This is a genomic window from Pseudovibrio flavus (genome assembly GCF_009711345.1).
In the GTDB taxonomy this organism is placed as follows: domain Bacteria; phylum Pseudomonadota; class Alphaproteobacteria; order Rhizobiales; family Stappiaceae; genus Pseudovibrio; species Pseudovibrio flavus.
Genome location: NZ_SMMA01000061.1, coordinates 148790 through 173690 on the forward strand (window position 1 = coordinate 148790; position 24901 = coordinate 173690).

At 51.8% G+C, this 24901-nt stretch carries 21 protein-coding genes; 9 read left to right on the forward strand and 12 right to left on the reverse strand.

What is annotated here, in order from left to right; genetic code table 11:
* Positions 1-78 precede the first annotated feature (78 nt).
* Together E1162_RS09885 and hspQ are read left to right on the forward strand one after the other, a co-directional pair.
* Entirely contained in the window at positions 79-1119 is a 1041-nt protein-coding gene (locus E1162_RS09885) for an HpcH/HpaI aldolase/citrate lyase family protein (protein ID WP_155130209.1), read from the forward strand.
* A 98-nt stretch (positions 1120-1217) separates the two neighbouring features.
* Positions 1218-1550 (forward strand): heat shock protein HspQ, encoded by a 333-nt coding sequence (gene hspQ / locus E1162_RS09890; protein WP_155130211.1) that lies wholly within the window; start codon positions 1218-1220, stop codon positions 1548-1550.
* 111 nt (positions 1551-1661) lie between these two features.
* On the opposite strand, the gene E1162_RS09895 is transcribed toward hspQ, so the two are convergent.
* Positions 1662-2270, reverse strand: a complete 609-nt coding sequence (locus E1162_RS09895; protein ID WP_155130213.1) for an invasion associated locus B family protein — start codon at positions 2268-2270, stop codon at positions 1662-1664.
* Between the two features lie 318 nt (positions 2271-2588).
* Between E1162_RS09895 and E1162_RS09900 the strand changes: the two genes are divergently transcribed.
* From E1162_RS09900 to E1162_RS09910, 3 genes are all read left to right on the forward strand, one after another.
* The gene (locus E1162_RS09900; RefSeq protein WP_155130215.1) at positions 2589-4454 is read left to right on the forward strand and encodes an extracellular solute-binding protein; all 1866 of its coding nucleotides are present in this window, start codon (positions 2589-2591) and stop codon (positions 4452-4454) included.
* 438 nt (positions 4455-4892) lie between these two features.
* A complete protein-coding gene (locus E1162_RS09905) occupies positions 4893-6131 on the forward strand; it encodes a PleD family two-component system response regulator (RefSeq protein WP_155130217.1) in 1239 nt (412 codons plus the stop codon).
* Between the two features lie 104 nt (positions 6132-6235).
* On the forward strand, positions 6236-6892 hold the full coding sequence (locus tag E1162_RS09910) for a DsbA family oxidoreductase (protein ID WP_155130219.1): 657 nt from the start codon (positions 6236-6238) through the stop codon (positions 6890-6892).
* An 85-nt stretch (positions 6893-6977) separates the two neighbouring features.
* Here E1162_RS09910 and eno read toward each other — a convergent pair whose 3' ends face one another.
* From eno to cysQ, 5 genes are all read right to left on the reverse strand, one after another.
* Positions 6978-8255, reverse strand: a complete 1278-nt coding sequence (eno, locus tag E1162_RS09915) for a phosphopyruvate hydratase (RefSeq protein WP_155130221.1) — start codon at positions 8253-8255, stop codon at positions 6978-6980.
* Positions 8256-8442: 187 nt separating this feature from the next.
* Positions 8443-9288 carry a 3-deoxy-8-phosphooctulonate synthase gene (kdsA, locus tag E1162_RS09920; RefSeq protein WP_155130223.1) on the reverse strand — a complete coding sequence of 282 codons (846 nt, stop codon included), beginning with the start codon at positions 9286-9288 and terminating at the stop codon, positions 8443-8445.
* A gap of 123 nt (positions 9289-9411) precedes the next feature.
* A complete protein-coding gene (gene cysN, locus E1162_RS09925; protein ID WP_155130225.1) occupies positions 9412-11322 on the reverse strand; it encodes a sulfate adenylyltransferase subunit CysN in 1911 nt (636 codons plus the stop codon).
* Positions 11322-12230, reverse strand: coding sequence for a sulfate adenylyltransferase subunit CysD (gene cysD / locus E1162_RS09930; protein ID WP_155130227.1), 909 nt, complete (start codon positions 12228-12230; stop codon positions 11322-11324). The genes cysN and cysD overlap by 1 nt, the downstream gene beginning before the upstream one ends.
* A 71-nt stretch (positions 12231-12301) precedes the next feature.
* The gene (gene cysQ, locus E1162_RS09935) at positions 12302-13111 is read right to left on the reverse strand and encodes a 3'(2'),5'-bisphosphate nucleotidase CysQ (RefSeq protein ID WP_155130229.1); all 810 of its coding nucleotides are present in this window, start codon (positions 13109-13111) and stop codon (positions 12302-12304) included.
* Between the two features lie 224 nt (positions 13112-13335).
* On the opposite strand from cysQ, the gene galU reads away from it, so the two are divergent.
* On the forward strand, positions 13336-14211 hold the full coding sequence (gene galU, locus E1162_RS09940) for a UTP--glucose-1-phosphate uridylyltransferase GalU (RefSeq protein ID WP_155130231.1): 876 nt from the start codon (positions 13336-13338) through the stop codon (positions 14209-14211).
* 152 nt (positions 14212-14363) lie between these two features.
* Positions 14364-15656 (forward strand): nucleotide sugar dehydrogenase, encoded by a 1293-nt coding sequence (locus tag E1162_RS09945; RefSeq protein WP_155130233.1) that lies wholly within the window; start codon positions 14364-14366, stop codon positions 15654-15656.
* 21 nt (positions 15657-15677) lie between these two features.
* Here the strand turns inward: E1162_RS09945 and tgt are convergent, their stop codons facing one another.
* From tgt to gyrA, 6 genes are all read right to left on the reverse strand, one after another.
* A complete protein-coding gene (gene tgt / locus E1162_RS09950) occupies positions 15678-16835 on the reverse strand; it encodes a tRNA guanosine(34) transglycosylase Tgt (protein ID WP_155130235.1) in 1158 nt (385 codons plus the stop codon).
* Positions 16835-17920, reverse strand: a complete 1086-nt coding sequence (gene queA, locus E1162_RS09955; RefSeq protein WP_155130237.1) for a tRNA preQ1(34) S-adenosylmethionine ribosyltransferase-isomerase QueA — start codon at positions 17918-17920, stop codon at positions 16835-16837. The genes tgt and queA overlap by 1 nt, the downstream gene beginning before the upstream one ends.
* A gap of 287 nt (positions 17921-18207) precedes the next feature.
* Positions 18208-18678 (reverse strand): peptidylprolyl isomerase, encoded by a 471-nt coding sequence (locus tag E1162_RS09960; RefSeq protein ID WP_371311890.1) that lies wholly within the window; start codon positions 18676-18678, stop codon positions 18208-18210.
* A gap of 63 nt (positions 18679-18741) precedes the next feature.
* On the reverse strand, positions 18742-19209 hold the full coding sequence (locus tag E1162_RS09965) for a peptidylprolyl isomerase (protein WP_155130414.1): 468 nt from the start codon (positions 19207-19209) through the stop codon (positions 18742-18744).
* Between the two features lie 204 nt (positions 19210-19413).
* A complete protein-coding gene (coaD, locus tag E1162_RS09970; RefSeq protein WP_155130239.1) occupies positions 19414-19914 on the reverse strand; it encodes a pantetheine-phosphate adenylyltransferase in 501 nt (166 codons plus the stop codon).
* 189 nt (positions 19915-20103) lie between these two features.
* Positions 20104-22821, reverse strand: a complete 2718-nt coding sequence (gene gyrA, locus E1162_RS09975; protein WP_371311895.1) for a DNA gyrase subunit A — start codon at positions 22819-22821, stop codon at positions 20104-20106.
* Between the two features lie 335 nt (positions 22822-23156).
* Here gyrA and E1162_RS09980 point away from each other — a divergent pair, with 335 nt between their 5' ends.
* Together E1162_RS09980 and E1162_RS09985 are read left to right on the forward strand one after the other, a co-directional pair.
* Complete coding sequence (locus tag E1162_RS09980) at positions 23157-23795, forward strand: MarC family protein (protein WP_155130243.1); 639 nt, start codon at positions 23157-23159, stop codon at positions 23793-23795.
* A gap of 129 nt (positions 23796-23924) precedes the next feature.
* On the forward strand, positions 23925-24863 hold the full coding sequence (locus E1162_RS09985) for a cation diffusion facilitator family transporter (RefSeq protein ID WP_155130245.1): 939 nt from the start codon (positions 23925-23927) through the stop codon (positions 24861-24863).
* Positions 24864-24901 lie beyond the last annotated feature (38 nt).

The following is a 24901-nucleotide window of genomic DNA, read 5'->3' on the forward strand; positions in this document are numbered from 1 at the left end:
AACTATTTTGCACCGCACAATTCGCGCTATACTACTCCTACGTAACGAGAGATTCCCGTAGGAGGCACAGAGCGCACCATGAAGTCCCCAAAGGCGTTTTTTAAACCATTAGCCCTTGGAGCACCCGCTCCACTTAAAGAAACGCCTGTGGCTCTGGAGCGCATGATCCACTTCGTCCCACCTCATATCGAGAAGGTGCGCGCGAAAATCCCTCAGCTCATCAATCAAGTGGATGTCATTCTGGGTAATCTGGAGGATGCAATTCCAGCAGACAAGAAGCTGGAAGCGCGAGCTGGGTTTATTGAGATGGCCAAAGAGAACGACTTTGGCAAAACTGGTCTGTGGGTTCGCATCAACGCACTTGAAAGCCCGTGGGCGCTGGACGACATTTGCGAACTCGTCGCCAACTGCGGCGATCAGCTAGACGTTATCATGGTGCCAAAAGTCAATGGTCCTTGGGACATTCACTATATGGACCAACTCCTTGCCCAGCTTGAGGCACGAAACAATATTCAACGCCCTATCTTGCTGCACGCCATCTTGGAAACGGCGGAAGGCGTCAATAACGTCGAGGCGATCGCCGCAGCCAGCCCGCGCATGCACGGCATGAGCCTTGGTCCCGCAGACCTTGCAGCCTCTCGCGGCATGAAAACCACACGCGTTGGCGGTGGCCATCCAGATTATAAGGTTCTTGCAGACAGCATGTCTGAAGGCACCCGCTTCGGATACCAGCAAGACCTATGGCACTACACTATCGCCAAGATGGTAGATGCCTGCATGGCCAATGGCATTAAAGCCTTCTACGGCCCATTTGGAGATTTTTCCGACCCTGAGGCCTGCGAAAGTCAGTTCCGCAATGCGTTCCTCATGGGCTGCTTGGGCACTTGGACACTCCATCCAAGCCAGATCGATATTGCAAAGACTGTGTTTTCGCCTGATCCAGAAGAAGTTCTCTTCGCCCGCCGTATTCTGGAAGCAATGCCAGATGGCTCTGGCGCAGTCATGATTGATGGCAAAATGCAGGACGATGCGACATGGAAACAAGCGAAGGTAATAAACGACCTTGCCGAACTGGTTTGCACCAAAGACCCTGACCTTGCGGCCCGTTATTCTAATTGATTTGAAAGGTTCAATTGCAACAGAGGCCAGCCTAGCATATATAGCTGCCATCAATGCGCACCGAGGGAGCCGAACAGGCTCCGGATTGTGAGATTTAGATGGATAAGATCAGGAAGGCCAAGTTCAACATTGGCCAAGTGGTCCGACACCGAGTCTATCCATTTCGGGGCGTCATCTACGATGTGGACCCAACCTACGACAACACTGAGGAGTGGTGGGAAGCCATACCGGAGGACGTAAGACCAGAACGGGATCAGCCGTTCTATCATCTGCTTGCAGAAAACGATGAGACAGAATACGTCGCCTACGTTTCCGAGCAGAATCTGGTTACTGACGAGAGCGGGGATCCCCTTCGCAACTCGCAGGTAGATGAAGTTTTTGACGAGGACGAGAACGGCCAATTCGTGGCACGTGATATTGATCTTCACTAGGACACGCCACTAGGCTCGGCATGGAATAAAAAAACGCCGCCTTTCTTGGGAAAGGCGGCGTTTTTTGTATCAAGTGATGAAGCAGAACAGGTTCTGCTCCATCCAAAATGATTAGTTAGCTTTGCGCTGCTGCTCGATCAGGCGCTGACGTGCTTCGTCTGCGCGCTTCTGCAGTTCGCTCTGCAGCTGTTCCTGCTTTGCCTGCAGTTCTTCCGGCTTGATAGGCGCACCGTCATAAACGCGGGTAAAGCCGGTCAAAGTCATGTCAAATGGACGTGCTTTGCCCTGCTGGTTCAATGTAGTGATAACCAGCTTACCGCCTTTTTTCAGGCTACCGATAAACTCGTCGTCAATTACCAATTCTGCAATACAAGCGTTCGGGAAGCAGATGGTGTACTTCGCTTCTTTCTGCTGTGCTGCATCAACCTGTACGCGAAGGCCCGGCTGAATGAGCATTCCCGGAGGAACAGCAATGTGCAGAAGCTTGCGGGATTCACCGGTTACTTCACGAATAACAGCCTGAGCGAGGAACTGACCGGTGTCGGTGCGAAGTTCCTGAGTGATCAGGCAATATTCTTTTTTGGTTTTCGGATCGGTATTGCAAACTTTTACCCAAGCATCCTCAGGAGCAGCCTGTGCAAGAGCCGCGCCGGAAAACCCGATGCCAGCCATAGCTGCAACCGCTCCACCGATGAGCATGCGCTTCAAAATATTGGCCATTCCAAATTCCTTCAGTTGTGGACCCCGTAGGCGGTTGGAGCGCCCTCTTTTGACCCGTTAAATATTGGTGAGAATTATTATCGGACGTAAGACGACCTTCAAGCGGCCGCAATGTTTTTTTACAGTCCGCGTCCAATTACCCCTAGGATAAAACCTCACCCAATGGATTATGCCAGTTGTGACTTGTTTAAACAGGTATGAAGAAAATATCTAGCTGTAGAATTAGAAGGGCGCAGGAATTTTCCAAAGCAACGTTTACTGCCCCCCGCGAGAATCGTATTAATGGAATCGGCGTTGGGTGCCCTAGGAGAATTTCTAATGTATTTATTACCTAAAGAGACTTTTATTTTGCGCAAAAGACTCGTTTCGACACTAACGGTACTTGCTTCAATAACCGCTTCCATACCCGCAGTAATTGCAGATGATAGTGTGCCGTGGAAACACGGTATTGCCATGCACGGGGAGCCGCAGCTTCCTGCTGATTTTGCTCACCTGCCCTATGCCAACCCCGAGGCACCGAAGGGCGGTCGCCTGAGTCTTGGCGTTCAAGGTACATACGACAGCCTTAACCAGTTCATTTTGAAGGGTGCTTGGACCTCCGCGCGCGGCATGAAAGAGCGCGTTATGGGCAGCAATATCTTCGAGAGCCTTCTCCTGCGCTCGAATGATGAAGCCTTTACCCTCTACGCCCATCTTGCCGAAGCTGTCCGCATGCCGGACGAGCGTAACTGGATCGAATTCCGCCTGAACCCGGCTGCCAAGTTCTCCGATGGCACGCCCGTAACCGTTGAAGACATTATCTTTTCTCTGGAAACGATCCGCGACAAAGGCCGCCCGCCCTATGCCCGTTGGTACGGCAAAATCACAGAATTCGAGCGCACCGGCGACCGTTCTTTGAAGCTCCACTTCAAAGATGGTAGCGACCGTGAACTTCCGCTGCTCATTTCTCTGGCACCAATCCTGTCAAAAGCAGCAACAAACGTTGAAACCTTTGACCAAAGCACGCTCACACCGCCGCTTGGCACAGGGCCTTACACCTTCTCTGAAATCGATCCGGGCCGCCGCGTTATCTATAAGCGCAACCCAGATTACTGGGGTAAAGACCTTCCTGTAAAAGTCGGTTTCGATAACTTTGACGAAATCTCCATCGACTATTTCCGCGATCAGAACGCTCTACAGGAAGCTTTCAAGAAAGGTGACGTGGAAGCGCTTCAGTTCGGCAATCCGGCTCGCTGGGAAACCGGCTTCGATTTTCCTGCATTCAATGAAGGTAAGGTCATTAAGGACGAGTTCGTTAAGGGCACCCCTGCGCCGATGCTTGGCATCGCCTTTAACACCCGCAAGGACCAGTTCGAAGACAAGCGGGTGCGTAAAGCTCTCGGCATGCTGCTGGACTTTGACTTCGTAAACCGCACCCTATTCCGCGGTCTCTACACCCGCACGGCAGGATACTGGGACAACTCTGAGCTCTCTTCCATTGGCAAGCCTGCCAGTGAAAAGGAAAAAGCCCTGCTTGCTCCATTTGAAGGCGTTGTGGATGCTGACGTAATGGACGGCACTTGGCGTCCTTCCGCGGCAGACGGCTCCGGCAGAGATCGTAAGGCGCTTCGGGGTGCACTGGATCTGCTGAAACAGGCAGGCTACGAACTGCGCGACCGTCAGCTGATCAACACGGAAACCGGCGAACAACTTTCATTCGAGCTTCTCGTACGCACGCAGGATGAAGAACGCGTCGCCCTTGCTCTACAGCGCACCACCGAACTCGTTGGCATTAACATGTCGGTGCGCAACGTGGATGCCTCTCAGTTTGAAGAGCGCCGCTTCAAATTCGACTTCGACGCATTGTTCAACAGCTGGTACGCTTCTCTCTCCCCTGGAGGAGAACAGTATGCTCGCTGGTCTATGAGCGCTGCTGACAAGGAAGGCTCCCGCAACATCGTTGGTGCGAAAGAACCTGCTATCGATGCCTTGATCGATGCAATGGTGGGCGCACGGTCTAGAGAGGACTTTGTTGCTGCAGTTCGTGCCTTTGATCGCGTGCTCATTTCCGGCGCCTATGCGATTCCGCTCTACCATGTGTCAAATGAGTGGGTTGGACGTTGGAACACAGTCTCCCACCCTGAAAAGTCCCCAGTATACGGGCACCAATTTGACGCTTGGTGGGATAGCAGCTTGAAAAACTAAACGGTTTTAAGGGTATCCTTAATAGAGAAGTACCGCTGATCTCATTTGGTCAGCGGTATTTTTTCATCTATCACCCTCTAAGAAATTTCCGCACCCAATACTTTTCCACCACTAATATCTTACATTGGAACTCTAATATATCTAAAAATAATCGATTATTTCCCACGCAGAACCAATCGATAAACCCTATATACTTCAGTCACCTAACAGAATTTACATAGATTACGCTATGTAACTTCCTTGCAGATACCTTCGTTTTTTCCCACCAAGTTATCCCTAGGCAGCCACTGCAAGGCAGTAAAACGGGAGGAAATATGCGCCAAACAAAGCCCAAGGGTTGTCTGCGAAGGGAATTTGCACCTACATGGTGAAATAGTCAGCACGAACGCATGTGCTTTCTAAATCGCTTAAAAAATAATCGCAGCCCAGCAAGGACCAATGACCAGCGCATTCCAACCAGAAAGCGACCTGCAACTGCAAAGCACCTACGGCAAAATTTTGCTGCTCTCCCCTATGAATGGGGCAGTTCATGATTTGCTTGCGCCATTGGCTGAGCTTTCTGATCGTCTGGTTATTATCAAGAGCGAAGAACAGTTTCATCAGGAAGTATCAATCTCTGATGTTCTGCCGGTCTGTCTTATTTTGCCATGGCAACCGGTAAATCCGCCTGAGCTTGTGGGCCTGCTAGATGCTGTACAAAACTATCGCCGCAGCGCTGCCGGTGAAATTCCGCTACTGGTTGTGACCAGCGGCAACGTTCCAGTTCCGTTGCATCTCAAGCCAAGCGCAACCGTTTCCGACAGCATTCCGCCCGACGTACTCATTCCGCGCCTTGCGAGCCTGCGCCGATTGGCCAACCGTTCGGAAGAAGCACGAGTACGCCGTAAGCTCTTCGGGCCTCTTCCTGACTATAAGGAAGCAATGCACCCGATCCAAACATCAGGCCTGCTAGTGGCTGGTCTTGGTCGGTACTTTGCCAAGGTGCAAGACATCTCATCCATGCCGGTGGACATTATCGGCGCGTTTACGCCGGAAATGGTCGAAAGCTATTTGGCGGAGCGCAGCTTCGAGGCAATTCTTCTCGATTACCCTGTGTGGGACGCTCAAGACCAGTTACTTCGCCTTCGCGCAGACCCGCGCTATTTCAATGTTCCGATTATCGCACACGCTCAAACACCAGAAGATGCAGCAGTGCTTTATGGCGCTGGGGCAACAGACGTACTTATGGGCGAGGTAAGCGAAAAAGCGCTATCCGGTCATCTTCTTTCCGCCCTACGTGCAGGTCGTCGCCAACGGCTGACGGATGTCATTCTCACAGTTTCAAGTCGCTGGCTTTCCCGCAATAACACCGGCGGCCTTGTTCCTGAGGAAGTGTTCAGCCACTACATGCGCCTGCTGGAAGAATCCACCACAGCCCGCGGTGAGGCCATATACCGGCTTGACCTTCTGGAGTTGATTTCACGCTTTACCGGAAACAACGCCGAGATCCTGAAAGCCAACAAAGACGCATGGTCGGGAACCGTGCTTTCCATCGCAATGGCGGTTTGCAGGGATGAAGACTTTGTTGCCGATGTAGAAGGCCATGGGCCCGTTGCCATATTGCGCAGCAAAAAGGGTCTGGAACAGCTTTCAAACCGCATCATGGTTATGGTTCGCACAACTGGGCTTGGAACGTAAAAGCACCTTTTCCGCCCTTAAGGTCTTCCACAACAACTGGATTATGCAGATCGCCTCTCCTATTGTACTGGCTTAATTGAGAGTGCGTTTATTGCAAGGCCAAGATGTCCAAACCTGAACCAATTGAAGTTGCAGTCATTTCCGATGTTATGTGCCCTTGGTGTTTCATCGGTGAGAAAAACCTGAAAGCTGCCTTAAACCTTCTTCCCAGCATACCTGTGCGCGTAAAATGGCTTCCCTTTCAGCTTGATGGAACGCTGCCACCGGAAGGTAAAGACCGTCAGCAGTATCTGGAAGATAAGTTTGGAGGCGCAGAAGCGGCACAAAGCGTTTATGCCAACATTAAGAAAGCAGGTTTAAGCGCAGGCATCGATTTTGCCTTCGACAAGATCACTCGTTCACCAAACACATTGAACATCCACCGCGTTATAAAGTGGGCTGAAGAGCTGGGCTTACAAAGCGCTGTCGTTGAAGCGTTCTTCAAGGCCTACTTTTTGGAAGGCAAAGACCTCACGAAGCTGGAAGTGATTGCCGAGACCGCCGCATCCGGTGGAATGAACCAGCGCATCGTTGCTGATCGCCTCAATACTGATGAAGATATTCAAACCGTCAAACAGATGATCAATGAAGCCCACAATATGGGCGTTTCAGGCGTACCGTTCTTCGTGATCGATCAGCGTTTTGCTCTTTCAGGCGCACAGCCGGCGGAAACACTTGCAGCTGCAATCCAGCACGCTGACACAACACGCGCGGCAAGCTAGAGCCAGCAAGAATAGCTAGCTCTTAATACAAAAAAGCCCGGTCAATGACCGGGCTTTTCCGTTAAGCTCAAAGAGCTTGAATTGCTTACTTAGCGCGCAGGATAGAACGGCCTGCGAAGATGCCCTGGGAACCCAGTTCTTCTTCAATGCGGATAAGCTGGTTGTACTTCGCCATACGGTCGGAACGAGACAGGGAACCGGTCTTGATCTGGCCGCAGTTGAACGCAACAGCAAGGTCAGCAATGGTGTTGTCTTCGGTTTCACCAGAACGGTGAGACATAACGGAGGTGTAGCCTGCACGGTGTGCCATTTCTACAGCTTCCATGGTCTCGGTCAGGGAACCGATCTGGTTTACTTTAACCAGGATGGAGTTTGCAGTGTCTGCAGCGATACCACGAGCAAGACGCTCGGAGTTGGTTACGAACAGATCGTCGCCAACCAGCTGACACTTGTTGCCGATAGCCTGGGTAAGAGCTTTCCAGCCATCCCAGTCTTCCTCAGCCATACCATCTTCGATGGAGAATACTGGGTACTTGTTTACCAGGTCTTCGAGGTAGCGAACCATCTCGTCGGAACCAAGGATTTTGCCTTCGCCCTTCAGGTTGTACTTACCGTCCTTGTAGAACTCGGTAGATGCAGCGTCGAACGCCAGCATTACGTCGTCACCTGGGGTGTAGCCAGCTTTTTCGATAGACTTCAGAACGAAACCGATAGCTTCGTCAGTAGAACCGATACCAGGAGCAAAACCACCTTCGTCACCAACGTTGGTGTTGTGGCCAGCAGCAGAAAGTTCTTTCTTCAGAGTGTGGAAGATTTCTGCGCCCATGCGTACGGATTCGCGCATAGAAGATGCGCCAACCGGCATGATCATGAATTCCTGGAAGTCGATTGGGTTGTCTGCGTGCTCACCACCGTTGATGATGTTCATCATTGGAACTGGCAGGGTGCGTGCACCAAAACCGCCAACGTAGCGGTAGAGTGGCAGACCGGAAGTTTCAGCAGCTGCTTTTGCAACAGCAAGGGAAACACCGAGAATAGCGTTTGCGCCGAGACGGTTTTTGTTGTTTGTGCCGTCCAGCTCAATCATTGCGCGGTCGATCTTGATCTGATCTTCAGCGTCCATGCCGCCAATGGCGTCAAAGATTTCACCATTAACAGCTTCTACAGCGTCCTCAACACCTTTGCCGAGGTAGCGCTCGCCGCCATCGCGACGTTCAACAGCTTCAAAAGCGCCAGTAGAGGCGCCGGACGGGACTGCAGCCCGGCCGAAAGAGCCGTCTTCCAGAAGTACGTCAACTTCAACAGTTGGGTTACCGCGGCTGTCGAGAATCTCGCGGCCGACAATATCGATGATAGCAGTCATCTGTTTCTCCAGAGTACCTGTGGCGTTAGGAATTTGGCTCGTTTGGGTGTCTAGCCGACACTATGCAAAAGTGGAAGAGGCATAGGTTCTATCTCTTGTTGGTTACACCTCTTCAACGATGCTTTTTTGTCGCACCCGACTATAATCTGATTGGTTCTACTTACCTAAGGCAAATAGCATTTACAGTTTATAGCGTGAACGTTGTCGATTTTGCGACACGATCAAACTCTTGCAACCACTGAAGCAGTTCCTTCAAGCGGTGAAGAGGAATCATATTAGGTCCGTCAGACGGGGATTTGTCAGGATCGTTGTGGGTTTCAATGAAAAGACCACCAATACCAACAGCAATTGCAGCACGCGCAAGTACAGCTACAAACTCACGCTGACCGCCGGAGGAACCGCCCTGACCACCCGGCTGCTGAACGGAGTGGGTTGCATCAAACACAACCGGGGCGCCCATGGCTGCCATTGTCGGAAGCGCACGCATGTCAGACACCAAAGTGTTGTAACCAAAGCTTGCGCCACGCTCGCACAGCAGCACATTCGGGTTGCCGCTCTGCACGATCTTGTTCAGAACGTTCTGCATGTCCCATGGCGCAAGGAACTGGCCCTTCTTCACGTTTATTGTACGGCCAGTTTTGGCAGCAGCGATTAGAAGGTCTGTCTGACGGCAGAGGTATGCAGGAATTTGAAGAATATCGACGGTTTCAGCAACCGGAGCGCACTGGTGCGGCTCATGCACATCGGTGATGACCGGAAGGCCGTACTTTTCTTTAATTTCAGCAAAGACCGGCATTGCGCCATCAAAACCGATACCGCGACCGCCGCCAAGGCTGGTACGGTTTGCCTTATCAAAGGAAGCTTTGAATACGTATCCAATGCCCAGTTCATCGGTAATTTCTTTTACCGCATGAGCCATCTCCAGCGCATGATCGCGGGATTCCATCTGACATGGACCGGCAATCAGGGAAAATGGCTTACTATTCGAAAAGACAGCTTTGCCTACAGTGACTTCTGCATTTGGCTTGGACATAGATTAGAACCCGTTCGTGAGCGGTTTGTTTCGACTATGGAAATAGGCCGTTAGACTAAAAAAAACAAGGGGCAGCCTAGGCCGCCCCTTAAATGAAGGAGGAGTTCCGTCCACACCCTTGCCCTAGATAGCCGACAAGACACCGTCCTGTTGCAAACGTTCCAAGATCCTCTCAGCCAGTGCGTCTGGCGTAGCATCTTGGGTCGATATCGTGATCTCAGGTGCTTCAGGGGGCTCATAGGGGCTATCGAGACCGGTGAAGTTCTTGATCTCGCCAGCTAGTGCACGGGCATAAAGCCCCTTGGGGTCTCGCTTGGCGCAATCGTCAAAGGGCGTATCGACATAAACCTCGTAGAACTCGCCCTCTTCCATTAGCTCACGAGCCATCTGTCGCTCTGCTTTAAATGGAGAGATGAAAGACACGAGAGTTATGACACCTGCATCAACGAAGAGCTTAGCCGTTTCAGCAACACGGCGGATGTTCTCCACGCGGTCAGCCTCTGTAAAGCCAAGGTCACGGTTCAAACCATGGCGAACGTTGTCACCATCCAGAATGTAGGTTTTCTTGCCAAGATCATGAAGCTTCTGTTCCAGAGCATTGGCAATGGTGGATTTACCGGAACCTGAAAGGCCGGTGAACCATAGAACCACAGGCTTTTGCCCCATCAACTGCGCACGGGCAGTTTTGTCTATGTTTAGAGCCTGTCGGTGCACATTGGTTGCGCGGCGAAGGCCAAACCAGATCAAGCCCGCTGCAACGGTCTCATTTGTCATACGGTCAATGAGAATAAAGCTGCCGGTGTCTTTGTTTGCCTCATAGGGGTCAAAGGCAATCGGCTGCGCGGTAGAGAGGTTACAAAAGGCAATCTCGTTCAGGTCCAACTGCTTGCCTGAGAGGTGTTCAAAGCTGTTGACGTCAATCTTGTGCTTTATCTCTGTCACGCTTGCCGTAACAGTGCGCCCTCCAATCTTGAGAATATACGGACGCCCAGCGTAGAGCGGCGTTTCAGACATCCAGATCAGATGGCTGGCAAATTGATCGCTCACCTCAGGACGGTTGTTTGCAGAGCCGAGTACATCGCCACGAGAGATGTCCAGCTCGTCCTTTAGAGTAACAGTGACCGCTTGCCCCGGATGCGCTTCTTCCAGCTCCCCATCATAAGTCACAAGGCGCTCAACGATCGAAGTCTTGCCGGATGATGCGACCGCCAGCTGATCTCCTTTGCGGAGAATACCGCCCGATACGGTACCACTATATCCACGGAAGGTGTGGTCAGGCCGGTTCACCCACTGTACTGGAAACCTGATTGGGCCATTCATAGCCGCATCTTCGAAATCGACAGTTTCCAGATGCTCCATCAAGGTTGGTCCATCAAACCAACCAAGATTCAGACTTCGCGCTGATACGTTATCGCCAAAGCGCGCTGAAATCGGGATAGCGATGGAACTATCAAATTCAAAGGAAGCGATGAAAGCCTCAAACTCAGCTTTGATCTCCTCGAAGCGAGCCTGATCGTAACCTGCAAGATCAATTTTATTCACGGCCAGCACAACATGCCGAACCCCAAGCAGGGAGGCTATAAACGCATGCCTGCGTGTTTGCGTCAGCATACCTTTGCGAGCGTCAACCAGCAGAACAGCAAGGTCGGCTGTTGAAGCACCCGTTGCCATATTGCGCGTGTACTGTTCGTGACCCGGTGTGTCCGCAACAATGAACTTACGTTTGTCCGTTGCAAAGAAGCGATAGGCCACGTCAATGGTAATGCCCTGCTCTCGCTCGGCTTCCAAACCATCCACCAGTAGAGCCAGATCGATATCTTCGCCAACAGTGCCGTGCTTTTTACTATCACGTTCAAGCGCTGAGAGCTGGTCTTCAAAAATCAGCTTGCTGTCATACAGCAGTCGTCCAATCAGTGTGGACTTGCCGTCATCGACACTGCCACAGGTAAGAAAACGCAGGAGGCCTTTGTTCTCCTGGGAGGCGATATAGCTACTAAATACCTCGCGGCCCTGAATACTCTCTACAAAACCCATTAGAAGTACCCTTCCCGCTTTTTCTTCTCCATGGAAGCTGCATCATCGTGGTCGATCAACCGGCCCTGACGCTCGGAGGTTTTGGCAAGTAGCATCTCGCCGACAACGTCGTTTAGCTCTGTAGCATCAGACTCGATGGCTCCAGTTAGCGGGTAGCAACCAAGAGTACGGAAACGAACCATCTTCTTTTGCGGGCTCTCCCCTTCAAGCAGCGGGAAGCGCTCATCATCGACCATGAGCAACGTGCCCGAGCGCTGAACTACAGGCCGTTCTGCAGCAAGATAGAGGGGAACAATGTCGATGCCTTCAGCGAGGATATATTGCCAAATATCCAGCTCGGTCCAATTGGATAGAGGAAACGCTCTAATGGACTCACCTTTTGAGACACGCGAGTTATAGATGCTCCAAAGTTCCGGGCGCTGTTTCTTTGGGTCCCATGCATGAGAGGAGTTTCTGAAGGAAAAGACTCTCTCCTTAGCGCGAGACTTCTCTTCGTCTCGGCGGGCCCCACCGAAAGCAGCATCAAACCCGTATTTGTCGAGAGCCTGCTTCAAAGCCTCTGTTTTCATCACATGCGTATAGTTGGATGAACCATGATCGAAGGGGTTGATACCTCTTTCGACGCCCTCGGAATTACTATGAACGATGAGATCAAGGCCAAGCTTGCGAACTGTTTCATCACGAAACTTGATCATCTCCTTAAACTTCCATGTTGTATCAACATGAAGAAGAGGAAATGGAGGTTTAGAGGGGTAAAACGCCTTAAGTGCTAAATGTAGCATGACTGCAGAGTCTTTACCGATCGAGTAAAGCATAACCGGATTGTTAAACTCTGCCGCCACTTCTCGTATAATGTGGATGCTTTCATTTTCCAGTCGCTTAAGGTGCGACAGTTGACCAGCCTCCATTGGAACACTCCAGATCTAGAAATACTTGTAGTTGCCTAGACACTACTTTTTTTCCGCTGGAATTCCGAAGTTCACCAGTTCGAGCTTAAGCCGTAACGGGAAATAATTTCCTCATCTGCCACAGCAACAAAGGAAGGGTTTGCATAGGCACTCCTATCGCCCTCCTCGCACTTGCCGTAGGTTAGCGGCTCACCACCTTCCACGATGACTGTTCCGCCTGCTGCCAACAAAATTGCATGCCCTGCCGCAGTATCCCACTCCATAGTAGGCCCCACGCGGGGATAAAAATCAGCAACACCTTCTGCCAGACGGCAAAACTTTAGCGATGAGCCCGCAGCAATCAATTCGGCTCCGCTACAACGATTGACGAGTTCAAGCGTTTCTTCGCTCATATGAGAGCGACTGCCAAGAACCTTGGGTGCAGTCATCGTTTTCCGGCAGGAGATTTCTTGCGGGGCACCAATTACACCGTCCTCAACGGTTGCTTTATAAGCCCCTTTCCCCGCTTCGCCCCAAAATAGCTCACCCAGAGCAGGCGCGTAGATCACCCCTGCGGTTGGAGTACCATTCTCAATGAGCGCGATATTGACGGTGAACTCGCCATTTCTTTTGATGAACTCACGCGTACCGTCCAGCGGATCAACGAGAATGAACCGCTCGGAGGTATCTGGAATATTCCCCGCGCTTGATGCTTCTTCAGCAACAACAGGAATTGGAGGAAGGTTGGCCTGCAAGTGAGAGAGAATAACCTCTTCTGCCGCCTGATCAGCTATTGTTACCGGTGTTCCATCTTTTTTAAGAGCGACACCCATATCGCCCTCGTAAATATCCATTATCTTTTTGCCGCCAAGCACAGCGGCCTCAATGAAGCATTCAATCATCTATAGTATCCGTAGGCCAAAACGCGGCCTCAAACCTATTGTTTTTAATGTTCGGACGCAAAAGCATTTTTTTAAACGATTGGCTTTTATCATACGCCACCGGTTCTCCAAGGATTGCCTTTTACAATTTATCAACGACAATTCTTTGAAGACGTAAGATCAGCCTTACACTTTAGAATTACAGCCTATATTGATAGGCAAAAGTTTTAATAGGGATACCAGAGATGACAAAGAGAATTCGCAAGGCGGTACTCCCGGTTGCAGGGCTTGGTACCCGTTTCCTGCCTGCCACAAAAGCCGTACCAAAAGAAATGCTAACGGTTGTCGATAGACCGATTATTCAGTACGTCGTTGATGAAGCTCGTGCCGCTGGCATTGAGCACATCGTCTTCGTGACTGGCCGCAACAAGCACGTCATCGAAGATCATTTCGATATTGCCTACGAGCTGGAAGAAACGCTCAACACTCGTGGCAAAGAAGAAGCTCTCGGGCTTTTGGAGAAATTCCGCCCTGAAGCTGGCACCACCAGCTTTACCCGTCAGCAGGCACCGCTAGGCCTTGGCCACGCAGTCTGGTGCGCCCGTGATTTGATCGGAAATGAGCCATTTGCTGTTCTTCTCCCAGATATGGTGATGAAATCCGAGCCGGGTTGTCTTGCGCAGATGGTGCAGACTTATGAAGCCCACGGCGGCAACGTGATTTCGGTAGAAGAAGTGCCTTGGGACCAGACCCACAAATACGGCGTTGTAGTCAAAGGCGATACCTTTGCAGATGGCAGCTTTCCTATTACCGGCATGGTAGAGAAACCTGCACAGGGTACAGCACCATCCAATCTGTACATCAATGGCCGATACATTCTGCAGCCTGAAATCTTTGATCTTCTTGAAAAGCAGGAAAAAGGCGCAGGTGGCGAGATCCAGCTGACCGATGCCATGCTTTCGCTCATGCAGCAGCAGAACTTCTTCGGCGTCGAGTTCAAAGGTGATACCTATGACTGCGGCTCCAAAGCAGGCTTCCTCATGGCAAACATTGCCTTTGCCCTTGAAAATGAAGAGTTGTCGGAAGAAATCCGCCCGCTTCTTCAAAAACTGCTCGGCTAAATTAGGCCCAATACCTCATTTAAAAGCCGGCGACTACGTCGGCTTTTTCGTATCCTCTCCCTTTAGCCACCCTAAATTTGAGAAGTTTAAGCAGTCGCTTGTTGTCAGTAGCATGAGCCTACCATTTGCAAAGTTGATCAGGCTCTTCATAAATGTCCGCAAAAAAGGTTCTATCAGTAACAGGTCTTGGCTATGTAGGGCTGCCTGTCGCCGTCAGCTTTGCAAATGCAGGCTTTAAAACAATAGCCTTTGACAGCAACCCAAACCGGATAGCCGCACTTGCAAACGCTGTAGACATCACGGGAAGCGCAAGTAAGGAAGAACTGTCTCGAGACAACCTGCTGCTAACAAATTCAGCCGAAGACCTTGGCTCTGCCAGCATTCATATCGTTGCAGTTCCCACACCGGTGACGGATGCAAAAACTCCCGATCTCACGGCGCTTCAGTCGGCACTAACCACAATCGGTGAGCGGCTCAAGAAGGGCGATACCGTGGTGATTGAGTCCACTGTCTATCCCGGCCTATGTGACGAGTTCGCTCTCCCCATTTTGGAGCAAAACGCTGGCCTGGTGTGTAATCGCGACTTTTCGATTGGTTATTCCCCAGAACGTATTAATCCGGGAGATGGAACTCACACATTTGCATCCATCACGAAGATAGTTTCTGCAAGCAATTCCGCCGCATTGGAAGAGCTGGCAGAACTTTACGGCAAGGTTGTTAACGCAGGCATTTTCAGGGCTCCCTCCATAAAAGCTGCAGAAGCCGCCAAAGCGATTGAGAACACGCAAAGGGATCTCAATATTGCGCTGATGAACGAGCTATCAGTCCTGTTTCATGCAATGGACCTTGATACGCGCGATGTATTGGAAGCTGCGGGAACCAAATGGAATTTCCTTCCCTTTTCTCCCGGATTGGTAGGAGGCCACTGCATCGGCGTTGACCCCTACTACCTAACGCACAAAGCTCATGAGCTTGGCATTACGCCACAAGTGATAACAGCGGGTCGCGGTACGAATGAAGCGATGCCAGCCTTTATAGCGGTGCAAATCATTCAAGGTTGCGTAAAACTTGCCCGCCCTATGCCGCCGCATATCGCCGTATTGGGCATCACCTACAAGGCAGACGTTCCAGATATCCGAAATTCAAAGGCCTTGGATCTTGTGTCAGAGCTTCAAAAATTCGGCGCGACCGTTGATGTGTTTGACCCCTTAGTGAAGCAAGCGGGCATTAGACTACCCGATAGTGTGGAAGAGCCGGAAAAGCCTCGCGCTGAGGCATATGACGCAGTCGTTCTGGCTGTGCCTCATAAGGTGTTTCTTACCGCAGGAGATATGTGGGAGGCTGTCCTTCCGCTTTTGGGCAACGGAACGACTTTCGTTGCCGATATTCCGGCTGCTTTGGATAGAAAAAAGGCGCCAGAGGATATCGTCCTCTGGCGCCTCTAAATTCAGCACTAAAAAGGGAAGTTACGACCAAACGTATGGCGCGACATCGCCGCGTGCCCAATCTTCCTTGGTTTTAGCGCGGAATTCTTCAAAACGGTGCTCTTCAATCGCTTGACGAATTTCACGCATCAAGGTCTGGTAGTACGCAAGGTTGTTCCAAGTCAGCAACATGCCAGCAAGGCCTTCGTTCACGCGAACGAGGTGATGGAGGTACGCACGGGAGTAATCGCGGGTCGCAGGACAATCTGCGGTCTCGTCCAGCGGACGCGGGTCTTCAGAGTGACGAGCGTTTTTCAGGTTCACTTTGCCATATCGGGTATAGGCAAGACCGTGACGGCCAGCGCGGGTTGGCATAACACAGTCGAACTGGTCGATACCACGTGCAACACTTTCCAGCATATCTTCAGGAGTGCCAACACCCATGAGGTAACGAGGCTTGTCCTTTGGCATCACAGGCGTCGTGACTTCCAGCATCTTCAGCATAACAGCCTGCGGCTCACCAACGGCTAGACCACCAACGGAATAACCCTCAAACGGCATTTTGCCCAGCTCTTCAGCGGACTGAATACGAAGATCAGGCACATCGCCGCCCTGAACAATACCGTAAAGGCCCTGCCCGCGTTCGACGCCGCCCATTTTTTCGAACTGCTTGCGAGAACGCTCAGCCCAACGAAGGGAAAGCTGCATAGCGCGTTCTACTTCCTCGCGCTCTGCCGGCAGGCCGATACATTCGTCAAGCTGCATCTGGATATCGGAACCAAGCAACTGCTGGATTTCGATAGAGCGCTCTGGCGACATGTGATGGCGCGAACCGTCGTGGTGCGACTGGAAGGTAACGCCTTCTTCATCCAGCTTGCGAAGCTGGGCAAGAGACATAACCTGAAAACCGCCGGAATCGGTCAAAATAGTATGCGGCCAGTTCATGAATTTGTGCAGACCGCCCAGCTTGGCAACGCGCTCTGCAGTCGGGCGCAGCATCAGGTGATAGGTGTTGCCAAGAACAACATCAGCACCCAGCTCACGAACCTGACCCGGATACATAGCCTTCACGGTCGCCTGCGTACCAACCGGCATAAAGGCCGGTGTCTGTACAGTGCCATGAGGCGTGGTGATTTCACCGCGACGAGCCATGCCATCGGTGGTTTTCAGCTCAAAGGAAAATGGTTTCTTTTCGCTCATTATTCAGCATCCTTTGGGAACAGCAGCGAACTGTCGCCGTAACTGTAAAAACGGTAACCGGTTTCAATGGCGTATGAATAAGCCTGTTTCATCTCTTCCATACCAGCAAACGCGCTCACAAGCATAAAGAGCGTCGATTTTGGCAGGTGGAAGTTTGTCATCAAGGCATCAACAGCGCGGAATTTATAACCCGGTGTAATGAAGATATCGGTAGATTTGGAGATCGGATGAATGATGCGATCTTCACTCGCCGATGTTTCAAGAATTCTCAAAGAGGTCGTACCAACGCTGACAACCTTGTTGCCGCGTGCACGAACAGCGTTCAGCGCTGCGGCTGTTTCTTCGCTGATCTCACCCCACTCATGGTGCATCTTGTGGTCATCAGTATTGTCTGCCTTCACTGGCAGGAAGGTACCAGCGCCAACGTGAAGCGTTACGAAGTGCTTCTCGATGCCTCGTTCTTCCAGCGCCTTGAACAAACGATCTGTAAAATGAAGGCCTGCTGTCGGCGCAGCCACCGCCCCTTTATGGCGAGCATAGATGGTCTGATAATCGGCGCGGTCCTGCTCGTCTTCAGCACGCTTGGAAGCGATGTAAGGCGGTAGCGGAATATGGCCGACTTCCGCAATAGCGGTATCAAGCTCGTTTGCAGTCTTGTTGAAACGGAAGAGAACGTCGCCGTCCTCGGTCTTTTCTTCAACCAGCGCTGAGAGTGTCGCGCTCTCAACTTCTTCAGCGCTAAAGCAGAAGCGAACGGTATCGCCAACTTTCAGCTTCTTGGCCGGACGCACAAACGCGCGCCACGCATCTGCCTCAACACGCTGATGCAGCGTCACGCCTACTTTGGCGGTCACATCATCGCGTGTTCTAAAACCCAAAAGCTGGGCAGGAATAACCTTGGTATCATTGAAAACCAGCGCGTCGCCCGGCTCCAGCAAATCGGCAAGGTCCATAACCCCCTTGTCGCTTAGCAGTTCATCACCATTCGGGCGCACCACCAGCATTCGCGCACTATCACGCGGTGCTACGGGCCGTAGGGCAATGTTTTCCGTAGGCAGATTAAAATTAAATTCCTCGACGCGCATGAAAAGCCTTCAATCTCAAAGCCTAGCAGCGGCAGACAGCTCGCGCTTAGTAGCTTTTTCTTTTCCAGAATTGCCACCGGATCAATCGCAAATCAGGGGCAACGGGGTCTTAACTTTGGATTGGCCCCTCGTCAACACCTAGAAGATTTTCAGCGGTATTTGAGGCACCCGTCTAACCAGCAATCAATAAGCCCAGCCTCTTAAGTTCCATCGAAAAGCTATGGGCATCCAAAATAAAAGAGGGCCCGAACGGACCCTCTTTCAATGCATTGGAATGCAATGACCGATTAGAGGTCAGCAGCAATCTTTGCAGACACGATGTGATCAGGGTTAGCCACTGGCTCACCGCGTTTGATCTTGTCTACGTTTTCCATGCCGGAAATCACTTTACCCCAAACGGTGTACTGACCGTCGAGCCAAGAGCAATCTGCAAAGCAGATGAAGAACTGGCTGTCACCGGAGTTAGGGTCCATAGAGCGAGCCATGGAGCAAGTGCCGCGGGTGTGTGGCTCTGCGTTGAACTCAGCCTTCAGCTTCTTGCCAGAACCGCCGGTGCCGGTGCCGTGTGGGCAGCCGGTCTGCGCCATGAAGCCATCGATTACGCGGTGGAACACGATGCCGTTGTAGAAACCTTCACGAACCAGTTCCTTGATGCGGGCAACGTGGTTAGGTGCCAGATCAGGACGCATTTCGATGACAACTTCGCCCTTGGTGGTTTCAAGAACGATGGTGTTTTCAGGGTCTTTGTAGTCAGCCACAGGCTTTCCCCTAGGTTAGAGTTTGTTTTCTTGCTCAGTCGCCAGCTTTACCGCTTTTGAAACTTACTTCGCAAGCCACATCTTTACGATCTTGTCCGGATTTTGAACAGGTTCGCCGCGTTTGATGTTGTCTACGTGCTCCATGCCGGAAACCACTTCACCAAATACGGTGTACTGGCCGTTCAGCCATGGACCATCATTGAACATGATAAAGAACTGGGAGTTTGCGCTGTCAGGGTGTGCAGCACGTGCCATACCCAGTGTACCGCGCTTGAAGGTCTCGTTAGAGAACTCGGCCTTCACGTTGCCAAGGTCAGAACCACCACGGCCAGTTCCGGTCGGGTCACCGGTCTGCGCCATAAAGCCGTCGATTACGCGGTGGAACACGATGCCATCATAAAAGCCCTGCTTGGTCAGGGTCTTGATACGCTCAACATGCTGAGGCGCAAGATCAGGACGCAGCTGAATTTCAACCACACCGTCTTTAAGCTCCATGTAAAGGGTATTTTCGTCAGCTGCTTGCGCACTCATGCCAAACAACAGGCTGCCGACCAGAAGAAGCGCTGCACTAAATGTCCGAAGCACTGCTCGTTTCCTTATATTAAATGAGTAAGTGGGAAGGCAGTCACCTTCCCGGCGAAACTTTCATCTTCAGAGCGCTAGGAGGTAACAACCTGCCGAACCGCTCTCATTCCTTAGTTCCCAGAGTCTTTTTTGCCTCTATGGGAATATCCGTTAGCTTGCCAAGCGTTTATCGAGCGCCTTCTTCACGCAATCCGGCACGAACAGGTCATATTGACCGCCCATCTTGGCAATCTGTCGAACAAGTGTTGCAGTAATAGGGCGAGTTTCAGGAGATGCTGGCAGGAACACAGTTTTGATATCGGGCGCCATTGCACCGTTCATTCCCGCCATCTGCATTTCGTAGTTCAAATCGGTGCTGTCACGCAGGCCGCGGATCAATACATTCGCGCCAAGATCTCGTGCAGCATCCACCACAAGGCCATCAAAGGCGACTGTGCGAACGCGGCCAGCAGCTTCTGCGCCAAGCTCTTCGGTCACCGCTTGGTCAATCAACTCAACACGCTCTTCAAACGTGAAAAGCGGCACCTTTCCCGGGTGAATGCCAATGGCAACAACTACTTCATCGGCCAGCGCCAGCGCCTGCTCTAGAATGTCGATATGGCCGTTGGTCACCGGATCAAATGAACCGGGATAAACTGCAATACGCTTCATCAATGCACCTTTGATCCCTCAAAAAACGTTCTGATCTATGGATAAAGGGGCATTGAAACAGGTGCAATGCCTATCTGCCACAACTGACAAGCAATCGCAGGGTTTAGCTCCCACACTCGCCCGGCCAAAACGCAAAAATGCCAGCCCGAAGGCTGGCATTCTCAATCTCAAAATCGTGCTTGAAGCAGCTTATGCTTCGCTGTCATCGGCACCAGCGTCAGGGGTAGCCTGATCGCCAGAGCTTTCGCCGCTAGCTTCTGCGCTACCTATTCCACCTTCAGCAAGCAGCGCTTCGCCCTGCTCTTCTTCCGGATCGCTGATGCGCTCTACCGCAACAACATGCTCGTCCGCAGAGGTATTGAACACAATCACACCCTGAGTAGAGCGACCCGCGATACGGATACCAGTCACCGGACAACGGATCAGCTGACCACCATCGGTCACCAGCATGATCTGGTCGCCTTCATCACAGCGGAAGGAAGACACCAGAGCGCCGTTACGCTTGTTAACGGCCATTGCAGTGATACCCTTACCGCCACGACCGGTGGTGCGATACTCAAAGGACGAGGTACGCTTGCCGTAGCCGTTTTCGGAAATGGTCAAAATGGTTTCTTCAGCAGCGCTCATTTCAATATAGCGTTCCTGAGAGATGCCCTCACCAGTGGATGCCTCGCCTGCTTCTTCCGCTTCGCCGCGCATCAAACGAGACTGCTTGATGTAAGCAGTGCGCTCGTCGGAGTTACACTCGAAGTGGCGCAGAATGGACATGGAGATAACGTTGTCGCCATCAGCAAGGTTGATACCGCGAACACCAACAGAGTTACGGCCAGTGAAGACGCGAACCTCGGTTGTCTGGAAGCGGATACACTGACCATCCTTGGTGGTGAGCAGTACGTCATCATCCTCGGTACAGGTCAGAACGTTTACGATGCCATCGCCCTCTTCGAGCTTCATGGCGATCTTGCCGTTCTTGTTGATCTGTACGAAGTCGGAGAGCTTGTTACGACGTACGGTACCGCGAGTTGTCGCGAACATTACGTCCAGATCTGCCCAAGTCGCTTCATCTTCAGGAAGAGGAAGAATACTGGTGATCTGCTCGCCCGGCTCCAGAGGCAACATATTAATGAGTGCCTTACCACGGCCCTGCGGAGAAGACAGTGGCAAGCGCCATACCTTCATCTTGTAGGCAATACCGCGGGAGGAGAAGAACAGTACCGGCGTATGGGTGTTGGCAACAAACAGACGGGTAACGAAATCTTCGTCCTTCGTCTGCATGCCAGAACGGCCCTTACCACCACGGCGCTGCGCACGGTAGGTATCAAGAGGCACGCGCTTGATGTAACCGGTGTGCGATACGGTCACCACCATATCTTCGCGCTGGATGAGGTCTTCATCATCCAGATCCCCGCCACCTTCTGTAATTTCAGTGCGGCGCGGCGTTGCGAATTCGGCTTTGATCTCTTCAAGCTCGGTGCGGATGATCTGCATTACGCGTTCACGTGAGCGCAGAATTTCCAGATACTCGTTGATTTCCTTAGCGAGTTTATCGAGTTCTTCCTCGATCTCGTCGCGGCCCATAGCGGTAAGACGCTGCAAGCGCAGTTCAAGAATTGCACGAGCCTGCTCTTCGGAGAGCTTGAAGGTGCCATCTTCCTGCACCGCGTAGCGCGGATCGTCGATAAGCTGCAACAGAGGCAGAATGTCTTCAGCAGGCCAGTTACGTTCCATCAAACGAGCGCGAGCGGTCGCAGGGTCCGGCGCAGTGCGGATCAACTGGATCACTTCGTCGATGTTGGAAACTGCAACAGCCAGACCAACGAGGATATGGGCGCGATCACGAGCCTTACCAAGCAGATAACGGGTACGGCGGTTGACCACTTCTTCACGGAACGCAATGAACGCACGCAGCATATCCTGCAGGTTCATCTGTTCTGGACGGCCACCATTCAGTGCAACAATGTTAGCGCCGAAGGACTGCTGTAGCTGTGAGAAACGGTAAAGCTGGTTCAGGACAACTTCAGGAACAGTGTCACGTTTCAGCTCGATAACAACGCGCATACCGCGGCGGTCAGACTCGTCGCGAATATCGGAGATGCCCTCGATGCGCTTTTCACGCACCAACTCGGCAATCTTCTCGATCATCGCAGCTTTGTTAACCTGATACGGGATCTCGGAGATAATCAGAGCTTCACGGCCAGCGCGGATCTCTTCAACATCCACCTTGCCGCGCATCACGACAGAGCCGCGGCCGGTTTCAAATGCGGATTTGATGCCAGCACGGCCGAGAATCAAACCACCGGTCGGGAAATCCGGGCCCGGGATAATCTCCATTAGCTCTGGCAGAGTGATTTCCGGACGCTCCATCATAGCGATGGTGCCGTCGATCACTTCACCCAGATTGTGAGGCGGAATATTGGTTGCCATACCAACGGCAATACCACCCGCACCATTCACCAGAAGGTTTGGATAGCGGGCAGGAAGAACGATTGGCTCCTGCTCGGACCCATCATAGTTTTCCTGAAAATCAACGGTGTTCTTATCGATGTCCGACAGCTGGGTATGCGCAACCTTCTCCAAACGGCACTCGGTATAACGCATTGCAGCAGCAGGGTCGCCATCGACCGAACCGAAGTTACCCTGCCCATCTACCAGCGGCAGACGCATTGAGAAGTCCTGCGCCATACGAACCAGAGCGTCATAGATCGCACTGTCGCCATGGGGATGGTATTTACCCATCACATCGCCGACTACACGGGCAGATTTGCGGTATGGCTTATTCCACTCATAACCGTTCTCGTACATAGAATACAAAATACGACGATGAACGGGTTTCAAACCGTCACGAACATCCGGCAAAGCACGGCTAACGATAACGCTCATGGCGTAGTCGAGATAGCTGCGCTTCATTTCATCGGTGATCGAGACCGGACGAATGTCACTTGGAAGCCCACCAGAAGGGGTGCCAGTATCCTGCTCTGTCAAGGATTTATTCTCATTAATCTCGTTTAGAATTCAAACTGTTATATACGATTCAAAGCGGAATTCCAAATTTATAACTTCCGCTAGGCCCTTCAAAACTCAAAGAGATTTACCCACCGCAATTTATCCACTTCTTTGTAAGCGCTCTTCCCGACCGTTTCAAAGGAAACAAACGCAAGGCAGTGACCCGCCTTGCTCTCAACCGGCAGTTCTGTTAGCCCCTAGTTCCAACCGACCCTCTTTCGATTTTGTGAGACTTCCCAATGCTGACCGACTTTGTGGCCAACGCGTTCGCTATGCTTTTTGTCACCATCGATCCGATCGGTCTTGCACCGATGTTTCTGGCTGTAACCGCTGGCGCGGCAGGCCCTCAGCGCTTGCGCATTGCTATCAAGGCGATTGCTATCTCGGCTGGTATTTTGCTGGCGTTCCTCATCGCTGGCGGAAAGCTGCTTGCGGTTATGGGCATTTCCCAACCAGCCTTTCAGGTAGGCGGCGGCTTGCTGCTCTTCATCATTGCAGTTGAAATGGTTTTCGAGCTTCGCCAGAAGCGTAAAGCGGAGAATGCAGAGAAGGTCGCAGACAGCACCGACGACCTATCCCACGTCGCAGTCTTTCCTCTGGCAATCCCACTTATCTCTGGCCCCGCAACCATCAGTGCGTTGATCTTGCTACAACAGCAAGCACCAGGCGCAGCTGGTATCACCGCCCTGCTCCTCGTACTTTTTGCAGTGCTTCTGTGTTGCTTTATTGTTTTTCTGGCAGCAGATCGCATCGAGAAAGTTATGGGACAGACAGCTCAGATGATCGTAACCCGCCTCTTCGGCGTCTTGCTTGCAGCTCTTTCCGTACAGTTTGTTGCAGACGGTATATTCCAACTCATCAAGCTCAACGCAGCTTAATAGCAACCTGAAATATAAATACTGCAAATTGTTGCAACCATAAAAAACTTACGCTAGGTCCTATCATCATACGATTGTTGATAGGGCCTATTTTTATGCCCTGCGCGCTAACATTGCATGAGGGGTACGATGGCAGCACACGGTTCCAAAAAAGTCATTCTGGCAGCTCTGGCAGGAAACGGACTTATCGCGATTACAAAGTTTGCTGCCGCAGCCTACACCGGCTCCGCCGCAATGCTTTCAGAAGGCATCCACTCCCTCGTCGATACCGGCAATCAGGGCCTCTTGCTTCATGGCATGAAGCGGGCATCGAAACCAGCTGATGACCGCCACCCCTTTGGCTATGGCGCTGAAATCTATTTCTGGGCGTTCGTCGTTGCAATTCTGATTTTTGCTGTTGGTGCGGGCATTTCCATCTATGAAGGCATTCAAAAGATCCTTCACCCCCACCCGCTGGAAAGCGCCTATATCGCCTACATCGTGCTTGGTTTCGCCATGGTGTTCGAAGCATGGGCGTGGATGGTCGCCTACCGTGAATTCATGCGCCAGAAAGGCAGACGGTCATTTGTAAGCGCTGTACGAGATTCCAAAGACCCCACTGTTTTTACAGTGCTTTTTGAAGATACCGCTGCCATGCTCGGCCTAATTGTTGCGTTCGCGGGCCTTTTAGGCGTCCAGTACCTTGGACTGCCATGGCTGGACGGCGCAGCATCCGTTCTCATCGGTGTTATTCTTGCCTTAACTGCGGTCGCGCTAGCTTACGAGACCAAAGGTCTTTTGATTGGAGAGTCCGCCTCTCCAGAGTTGGTAGAGCAGCTCAAAAAGGTACTGGCAGCCCCTTCAGTGGTCGCAAACGTCAATGAAGTGCGCACACTTCACATTGGCCCCAACGACATTCTTGTGGCTGTTTCCCTTGACTTTGAGGACGCATTGACAGCCGGAGCGGTGGAAGAAACCATCTTTTCCCTTGAATCCATCATCAAGGATAAGCATCCCCTTGTTAAAAGGGTCTTCATCGAGGCTCAGTCGGTAAAACAGCACTCGAATCTGGCAAAAGACGAAAATTAAACAAGCCCACGCAGGCTTCACTGGGAAAGAGACGAGTT

Excerpts from the sequence above, each read along its gene's own strand:
- E1162_RS09885 (WP_155130209.1), top strand. The coding sequence starts at position 79 with ATGAAGTCCCCAAAGGCGTTTTTTAAACCATTAGCCCTTGGAGCACCC.
- hspQ (WP_155130211.1), top strand. The coding sequence starts at position 1,218 with ATGGATAAGATCAGGAAGGCCAAGTTCAACATTGGCCAAGTGGTCCGA.
- E1162_RS09895 (WP_155130213.1), bottom strand. The coding sequence starts at position 2,270 with ATGGCCAATATTTTGAAGCGCATGCTCATCGGTGGAGCGGTTGCAGCT.
- E1162_RS09900 (WP_155130215.1), top strand. The coding sequence starts at position 2,589 with ATGTATTTATTACCTAAAGAGACTTTTATTTTGCGCAAAAGACTCGTT.
- E1162_RS09905 (WP_155130217.1), top strand. The coding sequence starts at position 4,893 with ATGACCAGCGCATTCCAACCAGAAAGCGACCTGCAACTGCAAAGCACC.
- E1162_RS09910 (WP_155130219.1), top strand. The coding sequence starts at position 6,236 with ATGTCCAAACCTGAACCAATTGAAGTTGCAGTCATTTCCGATGTTATG.
- eno (WP_155130221.1), bottom strand. The coding sequence starts at position 8,255 with ATGACTGCTATCATCGATATTGTCGGCCGCGAGATTCTCGACAGCCGC.
- kdsA (WP_155130223.1), bottom strand. The coding sequence starts at position 9,288 with ATGTCCAAGCCAAATGCAGAAGTCACTGTAGGCAAAGCTGTCTTTTCG.
- cysN (WP_155130225.1), bottom strand. The coding sequence starts at position 11,322 with ATGGGTTTTGTAGAGAGTATTCAGGGCCGCGAGGTATTTAGTAGCTAT.
- cysD (WP_155130227.1), bottom strand. The coding sequence starts at position 12,230 with ATGGAGGCTGGTCAACTGTCGCACCTTAAGCGACTGGAAAATGAAAGC.
- cysQ (WP_155130229.1), bottom strand. The coding sequence starts at position 13,111 with ATGATTGAATGCTTCATTGAGGCCGCTGTGCTTGGCGGCAAAAAGATA.
- galU (WP_155130231.1), top strand. The coding sequence starts at position 13,336 with ATGACAAAGAGAATTCGCAAGGCGGTACTCCCGGTTGCAGGGCTTGGT.
- E1162_RS09945 (WP_155130233.1), top strand. The coding sequence starts at position 14,364 with ATGTCCGCAAAAAAGGTTCTATCAGTAACAGGTCTTGGCTATGTAGGG.
- tgt (WP_155130235.1), bottom strand. The coding sequence starts at position 16,835 with ATGAGCGAAAAGAAACCATTTTCCTTTGAGCTGAAAACCACCGATGGC.
- queA (WP_155130237.1), bottom strand. The coding sequence starts at position 17,920 with ATGCGCGTCGAGGAATTTAATTTTAATCTGCCTACGGAAAACATTGCC.
- E1162_RS09965 (WP_155130414.1), bottom strand. The coding sequence starts at position 19,209 with ATGAGTGCGCAAGCAGCTGACGAAAATACCCTTTACATGGAGCTTAAA.
- coaD (WP_155130239.1), bottom strand. The coding sequence starts at position 19,914 with ATGAAGCGTATTGCAGTTTATCCCGGTTCATTTGATCCGGTGACCAAC.
- gyrA (WP_371311895.1), bottom strand. The coding sequence starts at position 22,821 with ATGAAGCGCAGCTATCTCGACTACGCCATGAGCGTTATCGTTAGCCGT.
- E1162_RS09980 (WP_155130243.1), top strand. The coding sequence starts at position 23,157 with ATGCTGACCGACTTTGTGGCCAACGCGTTCGCTATGCTTTTTGTCACC.
- E1162_RS09985 (WP_155130245.1), top strand. The coding sequence starts at position 23,925 with ATGGCAGCACACGGTTCCAAAAAAGTCATTCTGGCAGCTCTGGCAGGA.